Origin of the sequence: Sulfitobacter indolifex (assembly GCF_022788655.1) — a bacterium.
In the GTDB taxonomy this organism is placed as follows: Bacteria; Pseudomonadota; Alphaproteobacteria; order Rhodobacterales; family Rhodobacteraceae; genus Sulfitobacter; species Sulfitobacter indolifex.
Genome location: NZ_CP084951.1, coordinates 1,502,184 through 1,525,531, shown reverse-complemented (window position 1 = coordinate 1,525,531; position 23,348 = coordinate 1,502,184). Strand labels below are relative to the sequence as shown.

Annotated in this window: 20 protein-coding genes; 3 read left to right on the top strand and 17 right to left on the bottom strand. The window is 59.4% G+C overall.

Annotated elements, in window-relative coordinates:
- Positions 1–130: 130 nt before the first annotated feature.
- From DSM14862_RS07400 to DSM14862_RS07390, 3 genes are all read left to right on the top strand, one after another.
- The gene (locus tag DSM14862_RS07400; protein WP_007119627.1) at positions 131–985 is read left to right on the top strand and encodes a universal stress protein; all 855 of its coding nucleotides are present in this window, start codon (positions 131–133) and stop codon (positions 983–985) included.
- Between the two features lie 41 nt (positions 986–1,026).
- Positions 1,027–1,440 carry a c-type cytochrome gene (locus tag DSM14862_RS07395; RefSeq protein ID WP_007119626.1) on the top strand — a complete coding sequence of 138 codons (414 nt, stop codon included), beginning with the start codon at positions 1,027–1,029 and terminating at the stop codon, positions 1,438–1,440.
- Between the two features lie 149 nt (positions 1,441–1,589).
- Positions 1,590–3,119, top strand: coding sequence for a PAS domain S-box protein (locus DSM14862_RS07390; protein ID WP_007119625.1), 1,530 nt, complete (start codon positions 1,590–1,592; stop codon positions 3,117–3,119).
- Positions 3,120–3,217: 98 nt separating this feature from the next.
- Here the strand turns inward: DSM14862_RS07390 and ccoS are convergent, their stop codons facing one another.
- The 17 genes from ccoS to DSM14862_RS07305 form a co-directional block, all read right to left on the bottom strand.
- Positions 3,218–3,412, bottom strand: coding sequence for a cbb3-type cytochrome oxidase assembly protein CcoS (gene ccoS / locus DSM14862_RS07385; protein ID WP_007119624.1), 195 nt, complete (start codon positions 3,410–3,412; stop codon positions 3,218–3,220).
- Complete coding sequence (locus DSM14862_RS07380) at positions 3,409–5,529, bottom strand: heavy metal translocating P-type ATPase (protein ID WP_007119623.1); 2,121 nt, start codon at positions 5,527–5,529, stop codon at positions 3,409–3,411. The genes ccoS and DSM14862_RS07380 overlap by 4 nt, the downstream gene beginning before the upstream one ends.
- Positions 5,526–5,996 carry a FixH family protein gene (locus DSM14862_RS07375; protein ID WP_007119622.1) on the bottom strand — a complete coding sequence of 157 codons (471 nt, stop codon included), beginning with the start codon at positions 5,994–5,996 and terminating at the stop codon, positions 5,526–5,528. The genes DSM14862_RS07380 and DSM14862_RS07375 overlap by 4 nt, the downstream gene beginning before the upstream one ends.
- The gene (ccoG, locus tag DSM14862_RS07370; protein WP_007119621.1) at positions 5,977–7,584 is read right to left on the bottom strand and encodes a cytochrome c oxidase accessory protein CcoG; all 1,608 of its coding nucleotides are present in this window, start codon (positions 7,582–7,584) and stop codon (positions 5,977–5,979) included. The genes DSM14862_RS07375 and ccoG overlap by 20 nt, the downstream gene beginning before the upstream one ends.
- A gap of 95 nt (positions 7,585–7,679) precedes the next feature.
- Positions 7,680–8,585: a cytochrome-c oxidase, cbb3-type subunit III gene (ccoP, locus tag DSM14862_RS07365; RefSeq protein ID WP_007119620.1), complete on the bottom strand. Its 906-nt coding sequence runs from the start codon at positions 8,583–8,585 to the stop codon at positions 7,680–7,682.
- On the bottom strand, positions 8,582–8,800 hold the full coding sequence (locus tag DSM14862_RS07360) for a CcoQ/FixQ family Cbb3-type cytochrome c oxidase assembly chaperone (protein ID WP_007119619.1): 219 nt from the start codon (positions 8,798–8,800) through the stop codon (positions 8,582–8,584). Before DSM14862_RS07360 ends, ccoP begins: the two co-directional genes overlap by 4 nt.
- Before the next feature lie 10 nt (positions 8,801–8,810).
- Complete coding sequence (gene ccoO / locus DSM14862_RS07355; RefSeq protein WP_007119618.1) at positions 8,811–9,647, bottom strand: cytochrome-c oxidase, cbb3-type subunit II; 837 nt, start codon at positions 9,645–9,647, stop codon at positions 8,811–8,813.
- A 5-nt stretch (positions 9,648–9,652) separates the two neighbouring features.
- On the bottom strand, positions 9,653–11,263 hold the full coding sequence (gene ccoN / locus DSM14862_RS07350) for a cytochrome-c oxidase, cbb3-type subunit I (RefSeq protein ID WP_007119617.1): 1,611 nt from the start codon (positions 11,261–11,263) through the stop codon (positions 9,653–9,655).
- 125 nt (positions 11,264–11,388) lie between these two features.
- A complete protein-coding gene (locus DSM14862_RS07345) occupies positions 11,389–13,836 on the bottom strand; it encodes a GcvT family protein (RefSeq protein WP_007119616.1) in 2,448 nt (815 codons plus the stop codon).
- A 1-nt stretch (position 13,837) separates the two neighbouring features.
- Positions 13,838–16,300 carry a GcvT family protein gene (locus DSM14862_RS07340; RefSeq protein ID WP_007119615.1) on the bottom strand — a complete coding sequence of 821 codons (2,463 nt, stop codon included), beginning with the start codon at positions 16,298–16,300 and terminating at the stop codon, positions 13,838–13,840.
- 58 nt (positions 16,301–16,358) lie between these two features.
- Positions 16,359–16,946, bottom strand: a complete 588-nt coding sequence (locus tag DSM14862_RS07335) for a helix-turn-helix domain-containing protein (protein ID WP_007119614.1) — start codon at positions 16,944–16,946, stop codon at positions 16,359–16,361.
- A gap of 89 nt (positions 16,947–17,035) precedes the next feature.
- Positions 17,036–18,301, bottom strand: coding sequence for an ABC transporter permease (locus DSM14862_RS07330; protein WP_007119613.1), 1,266 nt, complete (start codon positions 18,299–18,301; stop codon positions 17,036–17,038).
- On the bottom strand, positions 18,301–19,104 hold the full coding sequence (locus tag DSM14862_RS07325) for an ATP-binding cassette domain-containing protein (protein ID WP_007119612.1): 804 nt from the start codon (positions 19,102–19,104) through the stop codon (positions 18,301–18,303). Before DSM14862_RS07325 ends, DSM14862_RS07330 begins: the two co-directional genes overlap by 1 nt.
- 107 nt (positions 19,105–19,211) lie before the next feature.
- A complete protein-coding gene (locus DSM14862_RS07320) occupies positions 19,212–20,204 on the bottom strand; it encodes a taurine ABC transporter substrate-binding protein (RefSeq protein ID WP_007119611.1) in 993 nt (330 codons plus the stop codon).
- 431 nt (positions 20,205–20,635) lie between these two features.
- Positions 20,636–21,412: a MetQ/NlpA family ABC transporter substrate-binding protein gene (locus DSM14862_RS07315; RefSeq protein ID WP_007119610.1), complete on the bottom strand. Its 777-nt coding sequence runs from the start codon at positions 21,410–21,412 to the stop codon at positions 20,636–20,638.
- A gap of 44 nt (positions 21,413–21,456) precedes the next feature.
- Positions 21,457–22,131 carry a methionine ABC transporter permease gene (locus tag DSM14862_RS07310; protein WP_007119609.1) on the bottom strand — a complete coding sequence of 225 codons (675 nt, stop codon included), beginning with the start codon at positions 22,129–22,131 and terminating at the stop codon, positions 21,457–21,459.
- Entirely contained in the window at positions 22,121–23,182 is a 1,062-nt protein-coding gene (locus DSM14862_RS07305) for a methionine ABC transporter ATP-binding protein (protein WP_007119608.1), read from the bottom strand. Before DSM14862_RS07305 ends, DSM14862_RS07310 begins: the two co-directional genes overlap by 11 nt.
- Positions 23,183–23,348: the final 166 nt, after the last annotated feature.

Genomic DNA, 23,348 nt, shown 5'->3' with positions numbered 1-23,348 from the left:
CCATGCACACGGTTTTAGCGAGCCAACATCTCTAGCAGCGCGATGACCTGCGCGTTTTTAGTTGATCCAGATCAATGCTGCTGCCCCACGGCCACGTCATGCTGAACGTGGCCACACAAGGAGCGCCGCAATGCAGAATTTAACACTCACCGTCGTTCTTGGGGTCGATGCCCAGCCAAATCAACTGGGACCGATCAGCCAGGTGGCACAAGCACATAGCGCACATCTTATCGTTTTGCTGTTGAGCGAAGTCCCCCCTGTTCCGGTTTATTCCATCGGCATCGGAGAGCTGAGTTCCTATTCTCTGCCAACAGGTTGGCAAGCGGATGTGGACGCGGCACGCGAAGCCCTTGATGTGCGGCGCGAGAAGATGTCTCAATACCTTGCTGACCAAGGCACGAGCGCAGATGTGCGCGCGGTTTGTGGCGAGGTTTCAGGCCTTCGAAATGCAGTGGCGCGGGCGGGGCTGACTTGCGATGCACTTGTTATGGGGGACGATCTTCGCAAGGACGAGCGCTTGTTCGACGACATCATGCACGCGGCCCTGTTCGATTCTGCCGCGCCCGTGGTGCTGAATGCCACAAAGGTCGAAGCAGCCCTATCTCCTCAGTCAGTCTTTGTTGCGTGGAAAGCAGGTATTCCAGCCGCCCGGGCGCTCCGCGCCGCGTTGCCAATATTGCGCGGGGCACGAGAGGTTACTGTGGCGCTTTTTGATCCGGTCTCGACGTCCTCCGATGACGGCGAGAACCCCGGCACAGACGTGGCGGCGTGGCTGTCCCATCAAGGATGCCGCGTCGCGGTTCAGCAATATTCAAGCGGTGGGCAGGAAATCGGGGTGGCCATTATGAAACGCGCCAAAGAGGCCGGGGCAGACCTGATCGTTATGGGCGCCTATGACCACTCCCGCTTGCGTGAAATGGTCTTTGGCGGCACCACGCGGACGCTGATCGAGCAAGATACATGCGCTGTCCTTTTGTCTCACTAATTCTCCGAATGACGCCCCCTGATCCAAAGGTAGACCCCGTTATGCGCTTTCGCTTCATCGCCCTCGTCGGACTTTCCGGCGCCCTTCTCTCCGCCTGTTCAGACGGCCCGGCGGAGGATGCCGATAGGGTACGCGAAGGCCAGCGTGTCTATGCAAAGGAATGTGCCGCCTGCCACGGCGCGCGGGCCGAAGGGGCTGGTCCTGCCTCACTGCACTTGGATGTTGTCCCGCCAGATTTGGCCGGGCTGAAACAACGCAATGATGGATATTTCCCCCGGGAATTCGTCAGCCGCTTTGTCATGGGGCAACTGGAAAAAGACGACCCCAGCTCTCCCATGCCTGACTTCTCGGCCGTGGGGCTGCGCCACGTCTACCCGAATGGCGGCGCTGACGGAGAGGTGCTGGAAACCGATTTTGCCAATCTCCTGAACTATCTGGAAGCAATCCAATGGTAGGCGCGTCGAGGGTGTGCAAGGAGCAGCGAGGTTAAGGCTCCCCCGGTGCACATTGCAGCCCTGCCCTGTTTCGCGCTATCGGATAGGTTGCACATATATGGCCGCGCGTGTTTGCTGTTTTCCACGCCCATCACTGACGGAAACCTTGCATGAAGATCAACGATGAAAGCCCCGTCCTGCTGGCCCTTTTGGATGCTGCCGTTGACGCGATGGTTGTGGCCGATCACGCGGGCAATATCCTGCGCGTGAACAAGGCGGCAGCGATGCTTTTCGGCCATTCGGTCGGTGTGTTGGTGGGCCAAAACGTGCGTATGCTCATGCCCCATGCGATGGCCGTGCAGCACGACGGGTTCCTGCGCCACCACCTTGAAACCGGCGAGAAGCGGATCATCGGCGTGGGCCGCGATGTAGAAGGCATCCGCGCCGACGGCAGCGTTTTCCCACTGCATTTATCCGTAGGTCGCGCCGATATCTCTGGCGAGGTCGCCTTCGTCGGCATCATGCATGATCTCTCCCGCAGAAAGGCCGCCGAAGAGGCAACCGCCCGCTCGCAAAGAATGGACGCCATCGGCCAGATGACCGGTGGCATTGCCCATGACTTCAACAATCTGCTGACCGTTGTGATTGGCAATCTTGAGCTTTTAGAGATGTCTGAGACCGCTGCAAAAAGCGGCGCGCTGATTTCGGACGCTCTGGAAGCGGCTGAGGTTGGCGCAGACCTGACCTCTCGGCTTATGGTCTTTGCCCGCAAAAGCACATTAAATGCCGAAGTCATTGATCTGAATGCCGAAGTCTCAAAGGCGGTGGCGATGTTAAACCGGACCATCGGGGCGCATATCACGGTCGAGACTGCCTTTGCAGATGATCTGTGGCAGGCCAAAGTCGACGCGACCCAGCTTCAGACTGCCGTCTTGAACATTGCGCTCAACGCGCAAGACGCCATGCCGTCGGGTGGAAAGATAACCCTAGAGACGCGGAACATGCAATTGGACGACACTTATGTCGCGCAAGAAATTGGCATCGACATGGGCAACTACATTCGTCTGTCGATCGCCGATACGGGCGAAGGCATGACTGCTGAAACCCGCGCCCGGGCGATGGAGCCGTTCTTCTCAACCAAACCCGTTGGTCAAGGGACCGGACTGGGCCTGTCGATGGTCTATGGGTTTATCAAACAATCCGGCGGGCATATCGCGATTTACAGCGAACTGGGCAAAGGAACGACGATCAGCCTATACTTCCCCGCCCTCGTAGACACCGCCCGGCAAAACCCCGCGCCGGGCGACGACCTTAAGCATCATGCCGGAATCGGCGCTGGCCTGCGCGTGCTTTTGGTTGAAGATGATCCGATGGTCTTGCGGCTGTCTGAAACGCGGCTAAAAACCTTGGGCTTTGAATGCGTTACAGCGACAACCGGCGATGCCGCTTGGGAAACGTTAAAGTCGCGAGACGATATTGACGTGGTCTTTACCGATTTGGTGATGCCCGGTGACCTCTCTGGTCACGCCTTGGCCACGCGGGTCGCCCAAGAGATGCCGCATCTGCGGATATTGATCACCTCGGGGTTCTCCGAAAACATACTGCGGGGGAAGGAGGAAGATTACGCTTTCGCCATACTGCGCAAACCCTACAGGCAAGCGGATTTGGCCGAGGCGTTCCGCGCCCTGTTGCAAGACTAATGTGCGACATCGCGGCGTCTCAGGTTGCTGATTAAGAGGCGTTTTCTCGACTTCACCGACGGCGTAGACCACGCGCGGATTGCCACCTGGTCCGAACGTTATGGCATCTCATCTTTGTCCATCTCTGGCGGAAGACCTTCCGCCTGAGTGGGCATATCGTTCTCTAACAAAATGCGCGCGGCGTCGCCTTCAAGGTCATCGTATTGACCATGGCGCAACGTCCACAGGCAGGCCGCAAGCCCTGCCGCGCCAAGGCAGACGGAGACAGGTATCAAGACAATCAGGATGTTCATCGGCGCACCGCATTCAGAACCACAAGGATGGAAGAGGTCGACATCACCACCGCCGCCATCAGCGGCGTGGCATAGCCCATGACGGCCACGGGGATCGCCACTGCGTTATAGGCCGCAGCCAAAGCCAAGTTCTGACGAATGCGGCTGCGCGCCCGGCGGGCCAATCGCAAGGTCTCATCGATAGCGCAGAGATCGCCGCCCAGCATCACCCCATCAGAGGCAACCCGCGCCGCATCAAGTGCCGTGGCCGGCGCGAGAGAGGCATGCGCCCCTGCAAGGGCAGCCGTATCATTCAGCCCGTCGCCCACCATCAACACCAGCTTGCCGCGGTTCGCCATCTGGCGCACCAGATCGGCTTTGTCCTCAGGCCGGACACCGGCATGAACCCTATCAATCCCCAGCGTCGCGGCCAGTGCAGCAGCGCGCGCCTCTGTGTCGCCTGTAACCATAGCCACATTCAGACCCCTCCCCCGAAGCGCTTGGACCACTTCTGCGGCGCCCGGGCGTGGGGTTTCAAGAAGCGGCAAGGGAATGCAACGGTCGGGCAAGTGAAGCTCTGGCCCGTCCTGCCCCCTGCCCAGCCACACCTGCGCCCCGCTCCATAAGCCGCAGACCCCCTCGCCCGGCACCTCATGAAGCTCGCTCAAGTCCGCGGGCAGGTGATTGTGAAGTGCGGCGGCCAATGCACGCGAAGCCGGGTGGTCCGACGCCCGTGCAAGGCCAAGCGCCACCGAAGCCGCTGTTGCATCAAGTTCGGGCAGCCGCGCCACACCTTCCGTCAGCGTGCCCGTCTTGTCGAACAAAACCGTGTCGATTTCGGCCAATCGCTCCAGCGCAGTCGGGGACTTCAGCAACACTCCATCGCGGAACAGCCGCCCCGTCATCGCCGCTGTCACTGCCGGGATGGCCAGCGCCAATGCGCAGGGGCAGGTGATGATAAGCGTCGCCGTCGCCACCGCAATCGCGTGATGCAGATCCCCCGTCAGCCCCCACCAAACGACAAATGCCGCAGCCGCCAGCCCGTGCACCACCGGCGCATAAAGCCGTGCGGCCCGATCCGCGATCCCGCTGTAGCGGTGTTTGCCGGTTTCGGCCACTTCGACCAAAGCCGCCAAACGGCGCAGGGTGCTGTCTTCGGCCCGACGCACGACGCGCAGGGTAAGCGGAGAGCCGAGGATCACCTCGCCCGCGCAGACCGGGTCGCCTGCCATCAAGACGATGGGCGCCGCCTCCCCTGTCAGGGCCGATCGGTCGACCATCGCGGCACCAAGCGCGATGCCATCCACCGGCGCGCGGGCACCTGCGGCCAAAGCGATGCGGTCTTCGGGCATCAAGGTGGCCACGTCAACGGTTTCGCGGCCAACCGGGGTCAAACGGGTCGCGCGCGGCAATTCCAGTGCCGTCAGCTCTGCCGCTGCAGAACGCGCCGTGGCCCTTGCGCGGTGTTCAAGATAGCGACCTACCAATAGGAAAAAGGTCAACGACAGCGCCGCGTCGAACCACGTATGCGCGCCGGTTGCCGCGAAGGTCTCATAAAGTGAGGTCGCCGCCGCCAGCAGAATCGCCAGCGCGATTGGCACGTCCATGTTCATCCGCCCGGCCCGCAGCGCCACGGCTGCCGAAGCAAAGAAGGGCACCGCTGAGAAGGCCAAAGCGGGCAGTGCGATAGCCGCAGAAACCCAGTGAAACATCACCCGCGTGATATCGCCCGCCCCAGACCAGACCGCGACAGATACCGCCATCACATTCATCATGGCAAAGCCTGCCACAGCGGCCCGGGCCAGCAGGCGGCGGCCTGTGTCATCACCCGCCGGGCGCAGGGCCGTGGCGTCCAACTCATGCGCCTCAAAGCCCGCATCATTGAGCGCCTTCAGCGCTCCATCTGCATCATGCCCCTGCGTTAAAACAATGCGGACCCGCTTGGCCCCAAGGTTCACCCGTGCCGACTGAACCGAGGGCAATTTGGCCAAAATCCCTTCCACCCCGGCAATACAAGCCGCGCACCGGATCTGCGGCAGGGCAAGATGAAGAGCGGCCGCGCCGCCCGATCCTTTGTTCGCCGCAGCCTCGACCGAGGGGGCCACCGCAACACAGCCGGGACAAGCGGCGAGGGTCATCGCACAACTCTCAGAGGGATACGGCGGCGAAAGAGTGTTCCATCAGCGGCGCGCATCTCGATCCGCAAATTCCAGTTCCCCGGCCCGGCAGTCACCAGAGCAGTCCACGCCCGGCCATCCCATTTGAACTCAGGCGTTATATCATCGGCGACAGTCGTCGCGCGCCCCAATGTCGCCGTGACGATCTCGGGCTTTACCACAGCGCCCCCCGCATTCTGCACCGCCAACCGCAGGGCTGCCTCAGTCAAATCCGTCTGGACGGCCCAACCCAATGCCTCCTGTGCTGCGCGGTCCGTGTCAAAATTCTGCGAGGCGACATAGCTGGAGTCTGTTTCCTTGCCCGGAAAGGTCTTCACCGCGCTGACCGCCAGAGCAATGTTCACCGAAATGATGATTGTGAAACCGCCCACGAACATCGCCAAGACGTGCCATCCGGTAAGCGGTCGTTCAGTCTGCACTGTGTTCATCGAGACCTTCCTTTCCATTGAAAATGGTATTTCCGTACGCCCGCTCGCCCGACGTGATGTCTTCAACCCAGAGGCGCAGATCACTGCGCGACTGCCCGGCGGCGCGGGTTTGCGGGGGGGCGATCACATAAACACGTTGTAGACGGCTGGTATCAGCGGGCACTTTGACCACCGTATCCAACGCGGCCTCAAGGACCAGTTGCAGACCGGTATCGCCCACCTGCGACAATCGGAAATCCCGCGCCTCGCCATGTTTATTCCGCAGTCGGATGTCATAGGCGTTGCGGATTGATCCGTCGGACAGGGTCACAAACGTTGGGTTGCGAACCGGGGCGATGGTCATGTCGATCTCGGGCCGGATGAATAGCGCAACCACAAGCGCCACCCCGATGGCGGCCCAAGCCGTGGTGTAAAAGATCGTTCTGGGGCGAAAGATGTGCTGCCAGAGCGGTTTGGGCTGCCACGGGGACTGCGTGGCCCCGGCAACATCCCCCGCGGGGCTTTCGGCCAATCCCGCAACGGCGGCGCTTTGCCGGGGTGCGGTCGGTGGCTCATCATCCAGCGCGAGGTAGTCAATCAGCCCCCGTGGACGTCCGATCTTGGCCATCACATCATCGCAGGCATCAATGCACAGAGCGCAGGTAATACACTCCATCTGCTGGCCCTCGCGGATGTCGATGCCCATGGGGCAGACCGCGACGCAGGCGTTGCAGTCAATACAATCGCCCAACACCTCGCCACTGCGCGACTGGCGGCCTCCGGCGGAGTTCTTATCCAGCGCCGCGCCATAGCGCGCCACGGCATCGCCGCTGCCAATCGCCTCGGCCGCTGCTTGCTGACGTTTCACCCCACCCTTACCCCGCGGTTCCCCCCGCCATTTGCGATAGCCTACGGTGAGCGTACCGGGATCCATCATCGCGCCTTGGATGCGCGGCCAAGGGCACATGTAGATGCAGACCTGCTCGCGCATGAAACCGCCAAAAATGAAAGTTGTCGCCGTGAGAACTGCGATGGTGGCATAGGCCACGGGTGCCGCCTGCAGGGTCACGAGGTCACGCGCCAAGCTGGGCGCATCAGCAAAGTAAAAGACCCAAGCGCCGCCCGTTGCCACCGCAATAACCAGCCAGACCGCACATTTGGTCAGCCGCAGCTGCGCCTTGCGCAAGCTCCACGGGGCATTGTGCAGACGGATGCGCGCGTTGCGGTCGCCCTCGATCCAGCGCTCGACGGTCATGAAGAGGTCTGACCAGACGGTTTGTGGGCAGGCGTAACCACACCAAACTCGGCCCAGAGCGGAGGTGAACAGAAACAGCCCAAGCCCTGCCATGATCAACAGACCGGCCACGAAATAGAATTCATGGGGCCAAATCTCGATCCAGAAGAAATGGAAACGCCGACCCGCAAGATCGACTAGAACGGCTTGGTCTGGCAGGTTCGGGCCGCGGTCCCAGCGTATCCAAGGGGTGATATAATAGACCCCCAGCGTCAGGATCAGGATGACCCATTTCAACTGCCGAAAGAAACCGCTGACCCGACGGGGGAAAATCGGCTCACGCGCGGCGAAAAGCGGGGGGGCGGCGTTTGACATGGGCGGTTGGCTCCGGGTTACGTCTTGCGGCCTACACCCTTGGGACGCAGGCCGCTTTGATCTGCATCAAACTGCGGATCCTCTTTTGAACCGGCTCAGTCTGCGGGCATATCTTCGGGGTCACCGACAGCAGCCTCACCGCCGCCCAAACCGTGGACATAAGCGGTCACGGCGCGCACTTCGGCTTCGCCTAAACGCGCCTGCCACGGCGGCATCACCCCCATACGCGGCGCTTTGAGTTGGCGTAGGATCGCGTCATGGCTGCCGCCCCGCAGCCAGATCGCATCAGCAAGGTTGGGGGCACCGATCTCACGGTCGCCTAAACCTTTCTCGCCGTGGCACGCGCTGCAATTATCGGCAAAAACTTCCGCTCCTGCCAGTGCCGCTGCCGCGTCATATTCAAGTCCCGACAAGCTGCGCACAAAATGAACGGTGGCGTCCAGTTCCGCGGTTTCCATCCAGTCGAAGGGCGGCATCTCTGAGAAATGCGCGTCGTTGTCATCCTCATTCCGGATGCCGTGGCGCACGGTATAGGCGATATCCTCCATCGTGCCGCCCCAGAGCCAGTCGTCGTCCAAGAGGTTGGGATAGCCCGAAGCCACCACACCCCCTGCCCCTGAGCCGTGACATTGCGAGCAGTTAGCGGCGAAAACTGAACGACCAGCCTGAACGGCGAAGCGGTGCAACTCCTCATTGTCCTTCAATACGCCCAAATCGACATTCACGAGGCTCTCGGTCAGATCAGCATTCGACAGGTCAACGCGCTTGATCTCGGCGGCGACCTCCGCGCGCGTGGAATAGCCCAACAGCCCCGCCGTCGCGCCCGAAACCATTGGCCATGCCGGGTACAGGATCGTATATATCACGCCCCAAACGATCGTCGCGTAAAAGGTCCAAAGCCACCAGCGCGGCAAGGGGGTGTTAAGCTCTTCGATACCATCCCAACTGTGCCCGGTGGTCTCGGTCCCGGTTTCGGGGTCGATCTTGCGATTGTCGGTCATTTGCAAGCTCCGTCTTGGCGGGCATGGTCATTGCGGGATTGTTCGGGGCGAGATTGTTCGGGGTCTTCGTCCCGAAAAGGCACATCTGCCGCGTCGTCATGCAGGGCGCGCGACCCCGGACGGTAGGCCCAGCCGATGACTCCCAGAAAGATCAGCGTCAGGATCAGCAGCGCCCAGCTATCGGCCAGTTCACGCAGGAAAGAATAGGTGTCCATGGCAGGCTCCTTAGCGGTTGGCGTCGGGCACGAAGGTCGAGAAATCGACCAGCGTACCGAGCATTTGCAAATAGGCGATCAGCGCGTCCATCTCGCTGACACCGGGCTGGCCGTCAAAGTTGCGCACCTGCGCGCCGGGGTAGCGTGCAAGCAGCCCGTCGTAATCACCGAAGGGTTCGACCTGCGCGCGAAAATCCCCACTGGCGCTGGCAATCATTTCATCGCTATAGGGCACGCCGACCATGCGGTGCGTCGCGACCAAATCGGTCACATCATCCCCCTCCAGCTTGGCATCCATGAGGAAGGCATATTTCGGCATGACGCTTTGCGGCACGACAGATTGCGGATCCATCAGGTGATCGACATGCCACTCATCCGAATAACGCCCCCCGACCCGCGCCAAATCCGGGCCCGTGCGTTTGGAGCCCCATTGAAACGGGTGGTCATACATCGATTCAGCGGCAAGGCTGTAATGGCCATAGCGCTCTGTCTCGTCGCGCATCGGGCGGATCATCTGGCTGTGACAGACATAGCACCCTTCGCGCACATAGATTTCGCGCCCCGCCAGTTCCAGCGGTGAATAGGGGCGCATCCCTTCGACCTTTTCGATGGTGTTCTCCAGCCAAAAGAGCGGCGCGATTTCGACGATCCCGCCGATGCTGACAAAACCAAGCGAGGCGATGAGCAGCAAGGTCGCGTTACGCTCAAACCGCTGGTGAAAGGTGATCGTTTGCGTCTCAGGCGGCAGCTCGTTCGGGATTTCGCCCGTCTGCATCCCTTCGCGTGCGGTCACGACCTTGGGATCGTCGGCTGGGTCATAGTTCGGGCTGTGGGGGTTCTTGGCCATTGATCTTACTCCGCTGGCAGGGCGACGGTAATGGGGCGGGCTTCGGGGGCGCGGATGGTCATCCACATGTTCCAGACCATCACGACACCGCCAGCGAGGTAGAGAACCCCGCCCAGACCACGGACCACATACATCAAGTATTTAGCTTCGACGGTGTCGGCAAAGCTGTTGACCAAAAAGCCGTTGGCATCGACCTCGCGCCACATCAGACCTTCCATGATGCCCGACACCCACATCGACGCCGCGTAGAGCACGATGCCCACAGTCGCGAGCCAGAAGTGCAGGTTGATCGCCGCAAGCGAATGCATCTGCGCCCGCCCCCAGAGCCGGGGTGTCAGGAAGTAGAGCGCGCCGAAGGTAATCAGCCCGTTCCAGCCAAGCGCACCGGAATGCACATGGCCAATGGTCCAGTCTGTGTAATGGCTCAGCGAGTTCACCGCCCGGATCGACATCATCGGCCCCTCAAAGGTCGACATGCCGTAGAAGGCGAGTGAGGCCACAAACATGCGGATGATCGGATCGGTGCGGATCTTGTCCCACGCGCCTTCAAGGGTCATCAGACCGTTGATCATACCGCCCCAGCTGGGCATCCACAGGATGATCGAAAACACCATGCCCAGCGTTGCGGCCCAATCGGGCAGCGCAGTGTAATGCAAATGGTGCGGCCCGGCCCAGATATAGAGAAAGATCAGCGCCCAGAAGTGAATGATCGACAGTTTGTAGCTATAGACTGGGCGGCCCGCTTGTTTCGGCACGAAGTAATACATCATCCCCAAAAAACCGGCGGTGAGGAAAAACCCCACGGCGTTATGGCCGTACCACCACTGGGTCATGGCATCCTGCACGCCCGCAAAGACCTGCACCGATTTAGAACCCCAGATCGACACGGGGATGGCCAGATTATTGACCACATGCAGCATCGCCACGGTGATGATGAAGGCCAAGAAAAACCAGTTCGCCACATAGATATGCCGCTCACGCCGCTTCAGGATCGTGCCGAAGAACACGGCGAGGTAGGTCAGCCAAACGATGGTCAGCCAGATGTCGACGTACCATTCCGGCTCGGCATATTCTTTCGATTGCGTGGCCCCCAGCAGATAGCCCGTGGCGGCCAGAACGATGAACAGCTGGTATCCCCAAAAGACGAACCAAGCCGCGTTCCCGCCCCAAAGCCGCGCCGAAGAGGTGCGCTGCACAATGTAGAAGGACGTGGCGATTAGCGCATTGCCGCCAAAGGCGAAAATCACCGCGCTGGTATGCAGCGGGCGCAGGCGGCCGAAATTGGCATAGGGCTGGGCCCATTCGATGTTCAGCGCGGGAAAGGCGAGTTGAAAGGCGATGAAGGTGCCAACGAGAAACCCAACGACACCCCAGAACGCCGTGGCGATAACACCATAGCGGATGGGGCCATCCATATAGCCCTCCGGCCGCGTTGAAATCACCGGCTGACGGTCCTCGACCGGCACTTGGCGTAGCTGCCAGAAAAACAACCCCGCCGCCACGAACATGATCAGTAGGGCATGGACCATATAAGCCGGATCGCGCGCCCAATCCGCGCCCAGTGCCGCCAATAACACAATGAGCGCAAGCACGATCAACTTGAGCGTATCGAACATATCTCGAATCCCTTCATCTTTGGGAGACGGATCGCATGAGGCTCAAAGTGCTGCTTTGATCTAAATCAAATGAGACTGGATCAACGGGTTGGGTGCGCGCTTTTCTTAAGAATAGGTGGTCGACCCTACACTTTGCTGCGGACCCCGCCGGGATCATACATTGGTTTCACGCTCGCCTCGGCCCTGACGCGGCGGCCCGCGATGTCGATCTCATACGTCGAGCCGAGTAGATCAGCCACGCTTTGCCCGGCGCAGGGCACATAGCCAAGGCCAATCGCCCCCCCCAGATGGTGCCCATAGTTGCCCGAGCTGAGATAGCCCGCGATACGACCATCGCGCAGGATCGGCTCGGCATGGTAAAGCAACGGTTCAGGGTCATTTAAGCGGAATTGCAGCATCCGCAGTTTCAGCCCCTCCTCTTTTTTGCGCAGCACCGCATCGCGACCAATGAAATCAGGCTTATCGGTCTTAACAGCAAAGCCCAACCCAGCCTCTAGCACATGATCCTCGCAGGTGATGTCATGGCCAAAGTGACGAAAGCCCTTTTCAATCCGGCAACTGTCCATCGCGTGCAGCCCGCAGAGTTTCAGCCCGAACGCCGCGCCTGCTTCCATCAAAACCTCAAACACATGCGCCGCCATTTCGGTGCTGACGTAGATTTCCCATCCAAGCTCGCCCACGTATGAAACCCTGTGCGCCCGAGCGAGACCCATCCCAATCTCAATTTCGCGCGCCATACCAAAGGGGTGCACCACGTTAGAGAAATCATTCGGCGAAATTGCCTGCAACAGCCGCCGCGCGTTTGGACCCATAACCGCCAGCACCGCCTCGCCCGCGGTTACATCGGTAATCACCACCCGACGCTCGCCCGCATGGCGGCGCAGCCACGTTTCATCGGCCAGACGCGTCGCTGCGGGGGTAACGACCAGATAGGCGGTTTCACTCAACCGGGTCACGGTGATATCCGCTTCAATCCCGCCGCGAGGGTTGAGGAATTGCGTATAGACGATCTTTCCCACTGGCACCGCCATCTGTGCGCCGCAGACATGGTTCAAGAAGGCTTCGGCCTCCGGCCCCTCGACCCGGATCTTGCCGAAGGACGACATATCATACAGCCCTACGCCTTCTCGAATGGCAGCGTGTTCTGCGGCCTGATTTACAAACCAGTTCTGGCGGCCCCAAGAATAGTCGTATTCCCGCTTCTGCCCCTCATCAGCGAACCAATTGGCCCGCTCCCAGCCCGCAAATTCGCCCATCACCGCACCATGCTCCAGCAGATGCGCATGGATCGGGCTGCGCCGAATGCCCCGGGCGGTGGCCTTCTGGCGATAGGGAAAGTGATCGGCGTAAAGCAGCCCCAGCGTCTCGGTCGCCCGTTTGGCAAGATATGTTTTGTTGCCCTGAAAGGGCTGCATCCGCGCGATATCTACATCACCCAAGTCAAAGGGTTTCTCCCCGTCCTCCATCCATTGCGCCAGCGCCATACCCGCACCGCCCGCCGATTGAATACCGATAGAGTTAAATCCAGCGGCGACCCAGACATTATCCATCTCAGGGGTTTGGCCCAGGTGATAGGCATCATCGGGGGTAAAGCTTTCCGGACCATTAAAGAAAGTGTGTATCCCCGCGTCAGCCAGCAAAGGTAGTCGTTTGACAGCCATCTCAAGGATCGGCTCGAAATGGTCGAAATCCTCGGGCAGTTGATCGAATTCAAAGCTCTCTGGAATACCCTCCAGCGCCCAAGGTTTGGCCACAGGTTCGAAAGCGCCGAGCAGGATTTTGCCCGCATCCTCTTTGTAATAGGCAAATTCATCGGGGATCCGCAGCACTGGCAGTTCGCGCAGGCCGGGTATGGCTTCGGTGACGATATAGAAATGCTCGCAGGCTTGCAGTGGCACATTGCTGCCCAGCATTCTGCCCACCTCACGCCCCCACATGCCCGCGCAGTTAATGACGTGCTCTGTCTCTATCCGCCCCGTGCTGCCGTCTTCACCGGCCCAATCTACCGTAGCAATGCGCCGCCTCTCACGGGCGACCCCAGTGGCCTTCACCCGCTCGGCTACGATAGCCCCGCGCGCCCGCGCACCTCTGGCCAGCGCTAGGGCGATATTGGCCGGATCGCCCTGCCCGTCTTTGGGCAAATAGACGGCACCGGTCATGCCTTGGGTCTCGACGTGCGGGTATTTCTCACGCACCTCTTGCGGGGTGATTTCCTCAACCTCTACGCCAAAGGCCCGGGCCATGGCCGCTTGGCGCAGGATCTCTTCTTTGCGTTCCTCAGTCAGGGCCGCCGTGATCGAACCGACGCGTTTGAACCCCGTGGCGACACCGGTCTCTGCCTCCAGCGCGCCGTAGAGTTCTTGGGAATACTTTGCCAAACGCGTCATATTCTGCGTCGCGCGAAGCTGTGCTATCAATCCTGCCGCATGCCATGTGGTGCCTGAGGTCAGCTGCTTGCGTTCCAACAGAACGACATCGGTCCAGCCGAGCTTCGTGAGGTGGTAAGCGACCGAGCAACCAATGACGCCCCCGCCGATGATGACCGCGCGGGCCTTTTGGGGCAATTGCACCATCTTAGACCTCCTGCGCCCGAATGCGCGCGTTTTGGCTGTCCCAAAGCGGTGCCTCAGGCTGCACCACAGCGTGGTAACTCTGGCCAAAAATCTCAACCATAAGTTCGGTGCCCGGCGCGGCGGCCCGGTCCTGCACCATCCCTAACGCGATGGAGCCATCGACCCGGTAGCCATAGCCGCCGCTGGTCACTTCGCCCACGGCCTCTCCCTTCAGCCGCAGCGTTGCCATCGCTGGCGCATCTTGCGCATTGCCCTCAACGATCAGCGTCACGAAACGACGCTTTGGACCCGCCGCCTGCTCTGCAATAAGTGCCGCTTTACCGGGAAAATCTTGTGGCTTATCAAGCCTCACAAATCGGTCCAGTCCCGCCTCCAGCAGGGTGTACTCCTGTGAAAGTTCGCCCTTCCACGTCCGATATCCCTTCTCAAGGCGCATGGAATTAAGGGCGAACATCCCAAAGGGCTTGGCCCCCGCGGCAATCACCGCATCATAGAGCGCGGGCATGTCCGTCGGGGCTGCATGAATCTCCCAGCCCAATTCCCCCGCAAAACAGACCCGCGCGAGCAGTGCAGGCTTGCCCTGAACCGAAGCGTCTTGAAGGCTGAGCCATGGCAGGGACAGGTCGGCGTCCGGCGCCAACTGCGTCAAAACTGCACGAGATTTGGGCCCACAGAGGATCAGTGTCGAGACTGCGTCAGTCCGATCCGCCAAAGTGATCACGCCCCTCGAAGGAAGTGCATTACGCAGCAGTTCATAGTCATGCCATTGCGCCGGGGCGGCGGTGATCAGCGTAAATTCTTCTTCTGCGTGCCGCAGGATCGACATCTCACTTAGCACACGCCCGCGACTGTCGGGAAAATAGCCCAGCGTCATCCGCCCGACTTTGGGCAGCGCGCCAGCGATCTGTCCCAACAGCCAATCCGCTGCCCCATCCCCCGACAGGGCAAACCGCGAGAACCCCGGCAGGTCCAAAACGCCGACATGATTGCGGACCGCCTCGACCTCTTCATGAACCCGCACCGCCCATGGGCCGTCCCGGTCCCATGTCTGGGTGGCTTGCTCTGATGTGTCGTCGCCGGGCCCTGCAAACCAATTCGCTCGCTCCCACCCGTTGTAGGCACCCATCTGCCCGCCGGATTTAAGCAAGCGGTCATGCAGCGGGGACAGCTTGCGGTTGCGCCCGGCGGGCCAAGCATGATGCGGAAAATACATCGCATATTCATGGCCATAGGTCTCTAGCGCCTTGGCGAGAGTGAAGCTTTGGCCGGCATGCGCGGTAAAGCGGCGCGGGTCGACATCCCACATGTCCCACTCCGTCTCGCCATGCATGATCCATTCGGCCATGACCTTGCCTGCGCCGCCACCCTGCGCAATGCCAAAAGTGAAGCTATGCGCCTCGAACGCATTCGGCACGCCGGGCATCGGGCCGAGCATTGGCAAGCCATCGGGCGCATAGGGGATCGGCCCGTTGATGACCCGACCGACACCGCTGCTGCCCAAAAGCGGCATCCGCGCCATGGCATCTTCGATATACCACTCCAAACGGTCCAGATCATCGGGGTAAAGCTGAAAGCTGAAGTCCTCGGGCATGGGATCATCGGGTGTGACCCAATGCGCTTTGCAATTACGCTCATATGGGCCAAGGTTCAGGCCGTTTTTGTCTTGCCGCAGGTAGTATGAGCTGTCGACATCGCGGACCATCGGCATCTTGTGACCTTTCTCAGCGGTCCAAGCGGCCAATTCTGGGATTTCTTCGGTCAGGAAATACTGATGGCTCATCACCACGGCGGGCACCCGGCGGCCGCCATGCGGGCGGAACCATTCGCCCACCCGCTGCGCGTAGTACCCCGCAGCGTTGACAACCTTTTCGCAGCGAATATCGCCCTTCCCTGTCTTTACGATCCATTCATCGCCGTCCCGATCAATCCCCGTGGCGGCGGTAAACCGGTGGATCTGCCCTCCTGCCTCCCGAGCGCCCTTGGCGAGGGCTTGGGTCAATTGCGCGGGGTCGATGTCACCGTCCAGCGGATCCCACAGGCCGCCTGCAAGGTCATGCAACTCTATGAAAGGGTTATGCTCTTGCAACTCAGCAGGGGTGCACATCTCCATCCCCAACCCCTGTGCGCGGGCCATGGAAGCGACATGTTCAAACTCCTGCATGCGCGTGCGGCTATGGGCCAAACGCAAAGCGCCCGTCACATGATAGTTGATCGGGTAGCCCACCGCGTCGCCCAAGCCGCGGTACATCTCAAGTCCGTAGCGCTGCATGTTCATCACCGCCCAAGAGTTTGAAAAGTTAGGGCAATTGCCCGCCGCATGCCAGGTAGAGCCCGCGGTCAATTCGTTCTTCTCGAGAAGCACGCAATCGGTCCACCCCGCGCGGGCGAGGTGAAACAGGGTCGACACCCCCACAACGCCGCCCCCGATGATCACAACCCGCGCAGTTGTTGGAAGATCCGTCATGTTCCGCTCCTCATCCCACGGTTCGCCATTAACCTGGCCGTGGATTTTCAGTGTTTGTTCAGTAAACCGGCGGAGAAATGACCCAAACTACTACGGCGGGCGTGTCGAAAGGGTTATCCCACGTATAATACTCACCCCTGATGCGGAAACTATCGCCAGAGCCGACACTAAAGCTGCGCTCACCGATCATCAGGTTCAACCGCCCCGAAATGACGAAGCCTACTTCCTGTGTTTCTCGCCTGATGGGCGCTTCCAACCCCGCATAGGGGGCGAAAGTAGAATATATCACTTCAAAACTGTCGGTCAGATCGGGCGAGAGCAACTCTTCTGTCAGACCATCTGCAGCACTTCCCATGGCCCGTCTGGCACCTGCGCGCACGACATAGCCGCGCTCTTCGGGTGGCACTGTCGCTTCGCCAAATAGCAAAGAGATCGGCACGCCCAACACCTCTGCGATCCGACGTAGATCGGCAATGGAGGGGGTTGAGATATCGCGCTCGACTTGGCTGACCCAGCCGACAGAGCGATCTAACGCCTCGGCCATGTCAGTTAGGGTTAATTTGCGCCCCTTGCGAATTGCGCGCAAATCCGCGCCAAGTGACCGCGGCGTCACGGCGTCAGAGATACGCGAACTCTCGTGGGTCATGTGAAAATATACTCCATTTTTTCACTGTGGCGTGGGATTCGACTGTTGGCAAGACATTTACTTAGCGCGGAGCGGCGCGGTGGGCGGCGTTAAGACCGCCCTTTCCAAGGCACCAGAACCCGCTCGGCCTTGCGCATCAGCATATCGATGCCAAAACCGATGACACCGATAAGAATGATACCCATCAGCACGATATCGGTGAGCTGGAATTTCGAGGCGACCATGATCATCATGCCCGCGCCCTTCTCTGCCGCGACCAATTCAGCGGCAACCACGGTCCCCCAACAGACCCCCATTGCCACACGCGCACCCGTAAAGATTTCGGGCAAGGAGTTTGGCACAATCACATGACGCATGATCTGCGCCTTAGATGCCCCCAGCGAATAGGCCGCATGCACCTTGGAAATATTCACGCCCGACACGCCAGAGCGGGCAGCGATGGCCATGATCCAAAGGGCCGCAAGGAACAGCAGGATAATTTTGCCAACCTCCCCAATCCCCGCCCAGATGATCACCAGCGGAATCAGTGCCAGAGGTGGGACCGGGCGCATGAATTCAACAATCGGATCGAACCAACCGCGAAACCACCCGGACAGACCCATGGCATAGCCCAGCGGAATGCCCACCAACGCGCCAAGTGCAAAGCCCACGACAACACGGAACAATGAATAGCCCAGATGTTCCCACAGGGTGCTGTCACGGTAACCTTGGCTGGAAATCTCACCCAGTCGTGCGACAACGGCTTCTGGCGGCGGCAACCAGATCGGCTCCATCTGCCAGCCCTTTGCCGGTTCAAAATTCAGCGTGCCCTTGGGGGACATGCCAACACGGCCAAATTCGGTCAGCACCTCTCCACCGGGAACAATCTCTTGACCGTTCACCGCCACCACCCGGTGACCATCGGCGCGGTCTTTCTCATCGTTCTTATCAACGCGCAAAAGACCCGAGCGCCAAGCACCTATGGTAAATGCATCATTCTTGGCCCAACCCTCACCCGGATCGACCTGCGGCGCTTTGGCGTCTTCGCCGACAGGATGCACCAGAACAGAGATCGTCGCATCATCGCGACTGCCGTCATCTGCTTCGGCCGTGTAGGTCATCTGCGCGACCCCCTCAAAGGGGCCGGGCGCGTGCAGAAAGCTTGGCAACAGCGAGGACCCGGTGAAGGCGCCCCAAATCAGAAAGATCGTCAGAATTGAAATCACGCTGGCAAAACGGTTTGAGGTCACCGCACTTTCATCGCCAAAGGTAACTGTCTTGCGCGCGACAAAGCCGTTCGCCGTTTGATCGACGGCAAGGCGTACCAGAAAGAATGAGACTACAAAGATAACGATGTAAATCAGTAAGATAATCATTATGCGTCCTCTGTCCGGCCCATGATTTCTTCTTCCATGTCCCAAATCATTCCAAGAATCTCCTCGCGCCTTTCGGCAAATTCAGGATGTTTCTTAACCTCTCGAAGGTCGTGACCAACGCCAAGGTCGGCGAACGGGAGGCGGTATTCGCGGTGGATGCGCCCCGGACGCGGGGCCATGACCAGCAGGCGCTCGCCCAGCAGCAGTGCTTCCTCGACCGAGTGGGTGATGAGAATGATGGTCTTGCCCGTCTCTTTCCAAAGTTTGAGCACAAGGCTCTGCATCTTTTCGCGGGTCAGCGCATCAAGCGCGCCCAAAGGTTCATCCATCAAGATCACATCAGGATCATTCGCCAAGCAGCGCGCAAGCGCGACACGTTGCTGCATCCCGCCGGAGAGCTCGTAAATCGCCTTTTCCTTAAAGTCTCGAAGCCCAACAACATTCAGCAGATGGTCAACCTCAGCGCCATATTGCTTTTCGCTCTGCCCCTTCATACGCGGACCAAAACTCACGTTTTCGCGCACCGACATCCACTCAAACAGCGCGCCTTGCTGAAAGACCATGCCGCGCTCTGCATCTGGCCCGATAACGTCGTGACCGTTCAGGATCATCCTGCCAGAGGTCGGCGCCAAGAACCCCGCCACAATGTTAAGCAAGGTCGTCTTGCCGCAGCCCGATGGGCCCAGCACCGACATCAATTCGCCCTCGGCAAGGTCAAGCGATACATTCTCGAGTGCTTGGATATGACTGCCATTGGGCAGGTCAAACCGCATCGACAGATTTTCGATTTTTAGTCCCGACATGCGGCCCTGCTACCCCCCAGTCATTTTTTGTAAAGTCGCCCCCCCCCTGCCCGGCGCTTTGTTAAGCGCGCCGGGCAAAGGGGCGACCATTTTTGCGCCGCTTTGGCTTACATCTCGCTCGCAGATTGCAGCGGGCCGGTGTTTACCGCGTCGTCATAGCTATCAAGCGCCGCATCGATTGCGCCCGCCTCGACAAAGACATCAGCCACACCTTTCATGAACTCCTGCGCGCCGCCATCGAGCCACTTCGCGCCCATCTGCTCCTCCACGGATGGGAAGGTGAAGGTCGCAATCGTTTCCATGGTGGCGTCTTCGTCCATGCCCGCATCCTTAGCGATGACAGGCAGCATCTTGGCGTGATTGGCCTCATTCGCCCACATAGTATTGGCCTCTGCCGTGACCTTGAGGAACGAGGCCACCGTGTCAGAGTTTTCTGCCACCCAAGAGGCCGGGCCAGAGGTCACGTCAAAGACGAGGATGCCCAGTTCTTCTTTCTCCGCGCCGGTCATCAGAATATTGCCATGCTCCAACATGCGTCGCAGCGAGCCGCCCCAACCGCACGCCATATCGACCGAGCCTTGCGCGATAGCCGCAGCACCGTCCGGTGGGGCCATATCGACCACATCAAGCGATCCAACATCGACGCCGAAGTGGCTCATTTGCTTGAGAAAACCATAATGCGCAGCAGTGCCAAGGGGCACAGCGACCTTTTTGCCCGCAAGTTCGGCGACGGAGGATTTATCGATCTCCAATTCCTCACGGACGACGCAGTTGTCGTTTTCAGAATAGCTGACTGCCACATCAAGAATTTGGATATCTTGGCCCGCCGAAGTCGCAACCACGAAGGGCGGCACGCCTTGGCTCACCGACATATGGACATCCCCCGAGGCCATCGCTGCAGACATCGCGGTGCCTGAATCAAAACTGACCCAATTCACGGTTGTCCCGAGCGCCTCATCATACATTCCCTCTGACTTGGCGTATTGGAACGGCATCGGCCATTCGAGGAAATACCCAACAGTGAGATCTTGCGCGGCGGACTGGGTGACACCCAGCACAAGCAGGCTAGCGGCGGCGCTCATCAGTTTTACGGTCTTCATGATATTCTCCCTAGGTCTGTTATGGTCGCTTCTTCTGATCGAACGTTCAGTCCACATGTGTCGCGACCATTGACCCCCAATAGAACAGGATGGGGAAGTCCCGGGTTATGTGAAAATATCTAACATGATTTCACGATACGAGCGGAATTGAAATTTTCAACAAAATTTTTGCGCTGCAGCGGAATATAATTGCGAAGTTAAGGGCTCTGCGTGAATTTCGTTCAATCGGATACGCGGCCTTCTTCAGGACCATAAACAGACATTGGTCCAATATCCTAAACAGAAATTTAATAATTTTGGGGGACCGTGAAAATCGACCTTTGCAGAAAGGGAGTTTTCCGCGTCTAAAATGGCCCCCGACCGGGGCCAAAGCACGCTTGACCCGCGCGGGGCGGGTCAAGTTAAGTTTCGCAGGCTCGCAAAGCGGTCCCTTACCAAGAGGTGATAACAGTGCCCTGATAGCTCTCGGCGATAAAGGCCTTCACCTCGTCGGAGTGGTAGGCTTTGAGCAGTGTTTCTACCCAAGCAGCTTCCTCGTCACCTTTACGGACGGCAATGACGTTCACGTAGGGGTTTTCGGCACTCTCCATCGCGATGGAATCTTCCTTGGGGCTAAGGCCCGATGCAATGGCGTAGTTCGTGTTGATCAAGGCGGCGGTCAGATCAGCCAGCGAACGCGGCAGTTGGGCGGCGTCGAGCTCTTTGAACGACAGGTTTTTGGGGTTCTCGGTGATGTCGAGCACAGTCGGCACCAGACCGGCGGCCTCATCAACCTTGATCATGCCAAGCTGCTGCAGAACCAAAAGCGCGCGGCCACCGTTGGTTGGGTCATTCGGGATGCCGAAAGTGGCCCCTTCTTCGAGGTCGGCAATGTCGGTGATTTTGTCGGAGTAGACACCCATGGGGGTGGTGATCGTGGTGCCCACAACGCTCAGCTCAAAGCCACGGTCCTTCATTTGCGCCTCAAGATAAGGCACGTGCTGGAACGAATTAGCCTGAATATCGCCATCTGCCAACGCTTGGTTCGGCACAACGTAGTCAGAGAATTCGATCACATCGATGTCGAGCCCCATCGGTTCGGCGATGCGGGCGACCTCTTCCATGATCTCGGCATGTTCACCCGGGGATACGCCGACTTTGATTTCTTCGGCCGCGAGGCCCGTAGCCATCAGCGCCAAGACGGAAGTGAGTGTGGTAAAACGAAGCATAGTAGTCTCCTTTGATTGAGAGATCGGGTGTTAGGGGTAAAGTCTTATTGCCCGCCGCTTTTCGTGGCGCGCTTATCTACGGCGGTGGCGATACGCTCGCCGACGGATTGCACAAGCTGCACCAAAACGATGAGGATGATAACAACGATCGCCATGACATCGGGCATAAAACGCTGATATCCATAGCGAATACCCAAATCGCCAAGACCTTCACCGCCAACGGCACCGACCATCGCGGAATAGCCAATGAGACTAACGATGGCGAGCGTGAGGCCCAGCGTGATGCTGGGCAACGCTTCGGGCAGCAACACTTTGCGGATAATCTGCACCGGGGTCGCACCCATCGCACGGGCGGCTTCGATCAGGCCGGAATCAACCTCGCGGATCGCGTTCTCAACCAGTCGCGCGATGAAGGGCACCGTTGCAATCGTCAGCGGCACGATGGCGGCCGTGGTCCCGATGGAGGTGCCTGCAACCATACGGGTAAAAGGAATAATGGCCACAACAAGAATGATAAACGGCACGGAGCGGGTGGCGTTTACCACCAACCCGAGGATCTTGTTCACCCAAGGTGCTGACAGCAGCTCTCCACGCTGGGACGTGGCCAAAAACAGCCCCAATGGCAGACCAAACAGCGTGCCGAGGATCGCTGAAATGGCGACCATATAAAGCGTTTGCCCCGTCGCTTCGAGAAGTAGGTTAATAAGGTTAGCCGACATAGCCCAGCACCTCCGTCAGAAGCCCGTGTTGTTCAAGAAAAGCCCGTGCTTGGCCCGCCTGCGCGATTGGCATTGAAACCAACAGGTTACCAAAAGGTCGCGTACCAATTTCTTCGACCGCGCCTGCAAGGATATTGACCGGGATGCCCATATCCTGCGTCAGTCGTGCCAGCATCGGGTCGGTGGCATGGGCGCCGGCAAAGGTCACGCGGACCACCTCCTCGCCATCCACTTCGGGCGCGGTTTGGGTCATGCGTTCCTTGACGAAAGCAGGCAGCGTGACACCGGTCACGCCCGACAGAAACGACCGGGTTGTCGCGTGTTGTGGCGCGGTGAAAATGTCATAGGTAGCGCCATGCTCCACGATCTTCCCTGCGTCGATCACCGCCACGTGGCTCGCAATATCGCGCACCACGGCCATCTCGTGGGTAATCAAAAGGATCGTCAGCCCCAGTTCGCGATTAATGTCCTTTAGTAGTGCCAGAACCGTCTGTGTGGTCTCGGGGTCCAGCGCCGAAGTCGCCTCGTCAGAGAGCAGCACCTTTGGCCCGGTGGCCAGCGCGCGCGCAATTCCGATACGTTGTTTCTGACCGCCCGACAGTTCCGCCGGATAGCGGCCCGCCTGCGCACTAAGGCCAACCCGATCTATCAAATCAGCCACGCGTGGTTTAATCTGAGCTGATGGTACTCCGGCCACTTCAAGCGGCAAAGCGATGTTGCCCGCAACCGTGCGCGATGACAGTAGATTGAAGTGTTGAAATATCATGCCCACGTCACGGCGGATCATGCGCAGCTTGGCACCTTTGGCAGCGCCGACATCCTGACCGCCAACCATCACATTGCCCGATGTGGGCCGCTCTAACCCATTGACCATCCGTAGCAAAGTCGACTTTCCCGCCCCCGAACGCCCGATGATCCCGGTGATGGAGCCGGAAGCCACATCAAGAGAGACCCCCTCAAGCGCGTTCACAGTCGCCCCGCCCGCCTTGGCATAGGCCTTTCCGACCCTGTCGAAGGCAATTGAGGCACCTTGAATGTTGGTATCAGTCATTTTTTGTCCGGATTGGCGTGGGTTTCGGGTAGCGCCCCGTAGACAGAAACACGCCTCGTGATGCAAGGCACGAAGATGCATAGCTGCTTTGTGTTACGGGCCTAGCGCATGGCGGCGCATTCACCCTTGCGACTTCAGCGGAGGGGGATGATTATATTCACGAATC

Coding starts and splice junctions, on each gene's coding strand:
- DSM14862_RS07400 (WP_007119627.1), top strand. CDS start 131: ATGCAGAATTTAACACTCACCGTCGTTCTTGGGGTCGATGCCCAGCCA.
- DSM14862_RS07395 (WP_007119626.1), top strand. CDS start 1,027: ATGCGCTTTCGCTTCATCGCCCTCGTCGGACTTTCCGGCGCCCTTCTC.
- DSM14862_RS07390 (WP_007119625.1), top strand. CDS start 1,590: ATGAAGATCAACGATGAAAGCCCCGTCCTGCTGGCCCTTTTGGATGCT.
- ccoS (WP_007119624.1), bottom strand. CDS start 3,412: ATGAACATCCTGATTGTCTTGATACCTGTCTCCGTCTGCCTTGGCGCG.
- DSM14862_RS07380 (WP_007119623.1), bottom strand. CDS start 5,529: ATGACCCTCGCCGCTTGTCCCGGCTGTGTTGCGGTGGCCCCCTCGGTC.
- DSM14862_RS07375 (WP_007119622.1), bottom strand. CDS start 5,996: ATGAACACAGTGCAGACTGAACGACCGCTTACCGGATGGCACGTCTTG.
- ccoG (WP_007119621.1), bottom strand. CDS start 7,584: ATGTCAAACGCCGCCCCCCCGCTTTTCGCCGCGCGTGAGCCGATTTTC.
- ccoP (WP_007119620.1), bottom strand. CDS start 8,585: ATGACCGACAATCGCAAGATCGACCCCGAAACCGGGACCGAGACCACC.
- DSM14862_RS07360 (WP_007119619.1), bottom strand. CDS start 8,800: ATGGACACCTATTCTTTCCTGCGTGAACTGGCCGATAGCTGGGCGCTG.
- ccoO (WP_007119618.1), bottom strand. CDS start 9,647: ATGGCCAAGAACCCCCACAGCCCGAACTATGACCCAGCCGACGATCCC.
- ccoN (WP_007119617.1), bottom strand. CDS start 11,263: ATGTTCGATACGCTCAAGTTGATCGTGCTTGCGCTCATTGTGTTATTG.
- DSM14862_RS07345 (WP_007119616.1), bottom strand. CDS start 13,836: ATGGTGCAATTGCCCCAAAAGGCCCGCGCGGTCATCATCGGCGGGGGC.
- DSM14862_RS07340 (WP_007119615.1), bottom strand. CDS start 16,300: ATGACGGATCTTCCAACAACTGCGCGGGTTGTGATCATCGGGGGCGGC.
- DSM14862_RS07335 (WP_007119614.1), bottom strand. CDS start 16,946: ATGACCCACGAGAGTTCGCGTATCTCTGACGCCGTGACGCCGCGGTCA.
- DSM14862_RS07330 (WP_007119613.1), bottom strand. CDS start 18,301: ATGATTATCTTACTGATTTACATCGTTATCTTTGTAGTCTCATTCTTT.
- DSM14862_RS07325 (WP_007119612.1), bottom strand. CDS start 19,104: ATGTCGGGACTAAAAATCGAAAATCTGTCGATGCGGTTTGACCTGCCC.
- DSM14862_RS07320 (WP_007119611.1), bottom strand. CDS start 20,204: ATGAAGACCGTAAAACTGATGAGCGCCGCCGCTAGCCTGCTTGTGCTG.
- DSM14862_RS07315 (WP_007119610.1), bottom strand. CDS start 21,412: ATGCTTCGTTTTACCACACTCACTTCCGTCTTGGCGCTGATGGCTACG.
- DSM14862_RS07310 (WP_007119609.1), bottom strand. CDS start 22,131: ATGTCGGCTAACCTTATTAACCTACTTCTCGAAGCGACGGGGCAAACG.
- DSM14862_RS07305 (WP_007119608.1), bottom strand. CDS start 23,182: ATGACTGATACCAACATTCAAGGTGCCTCAATTGCCTTCGACAGGGTC.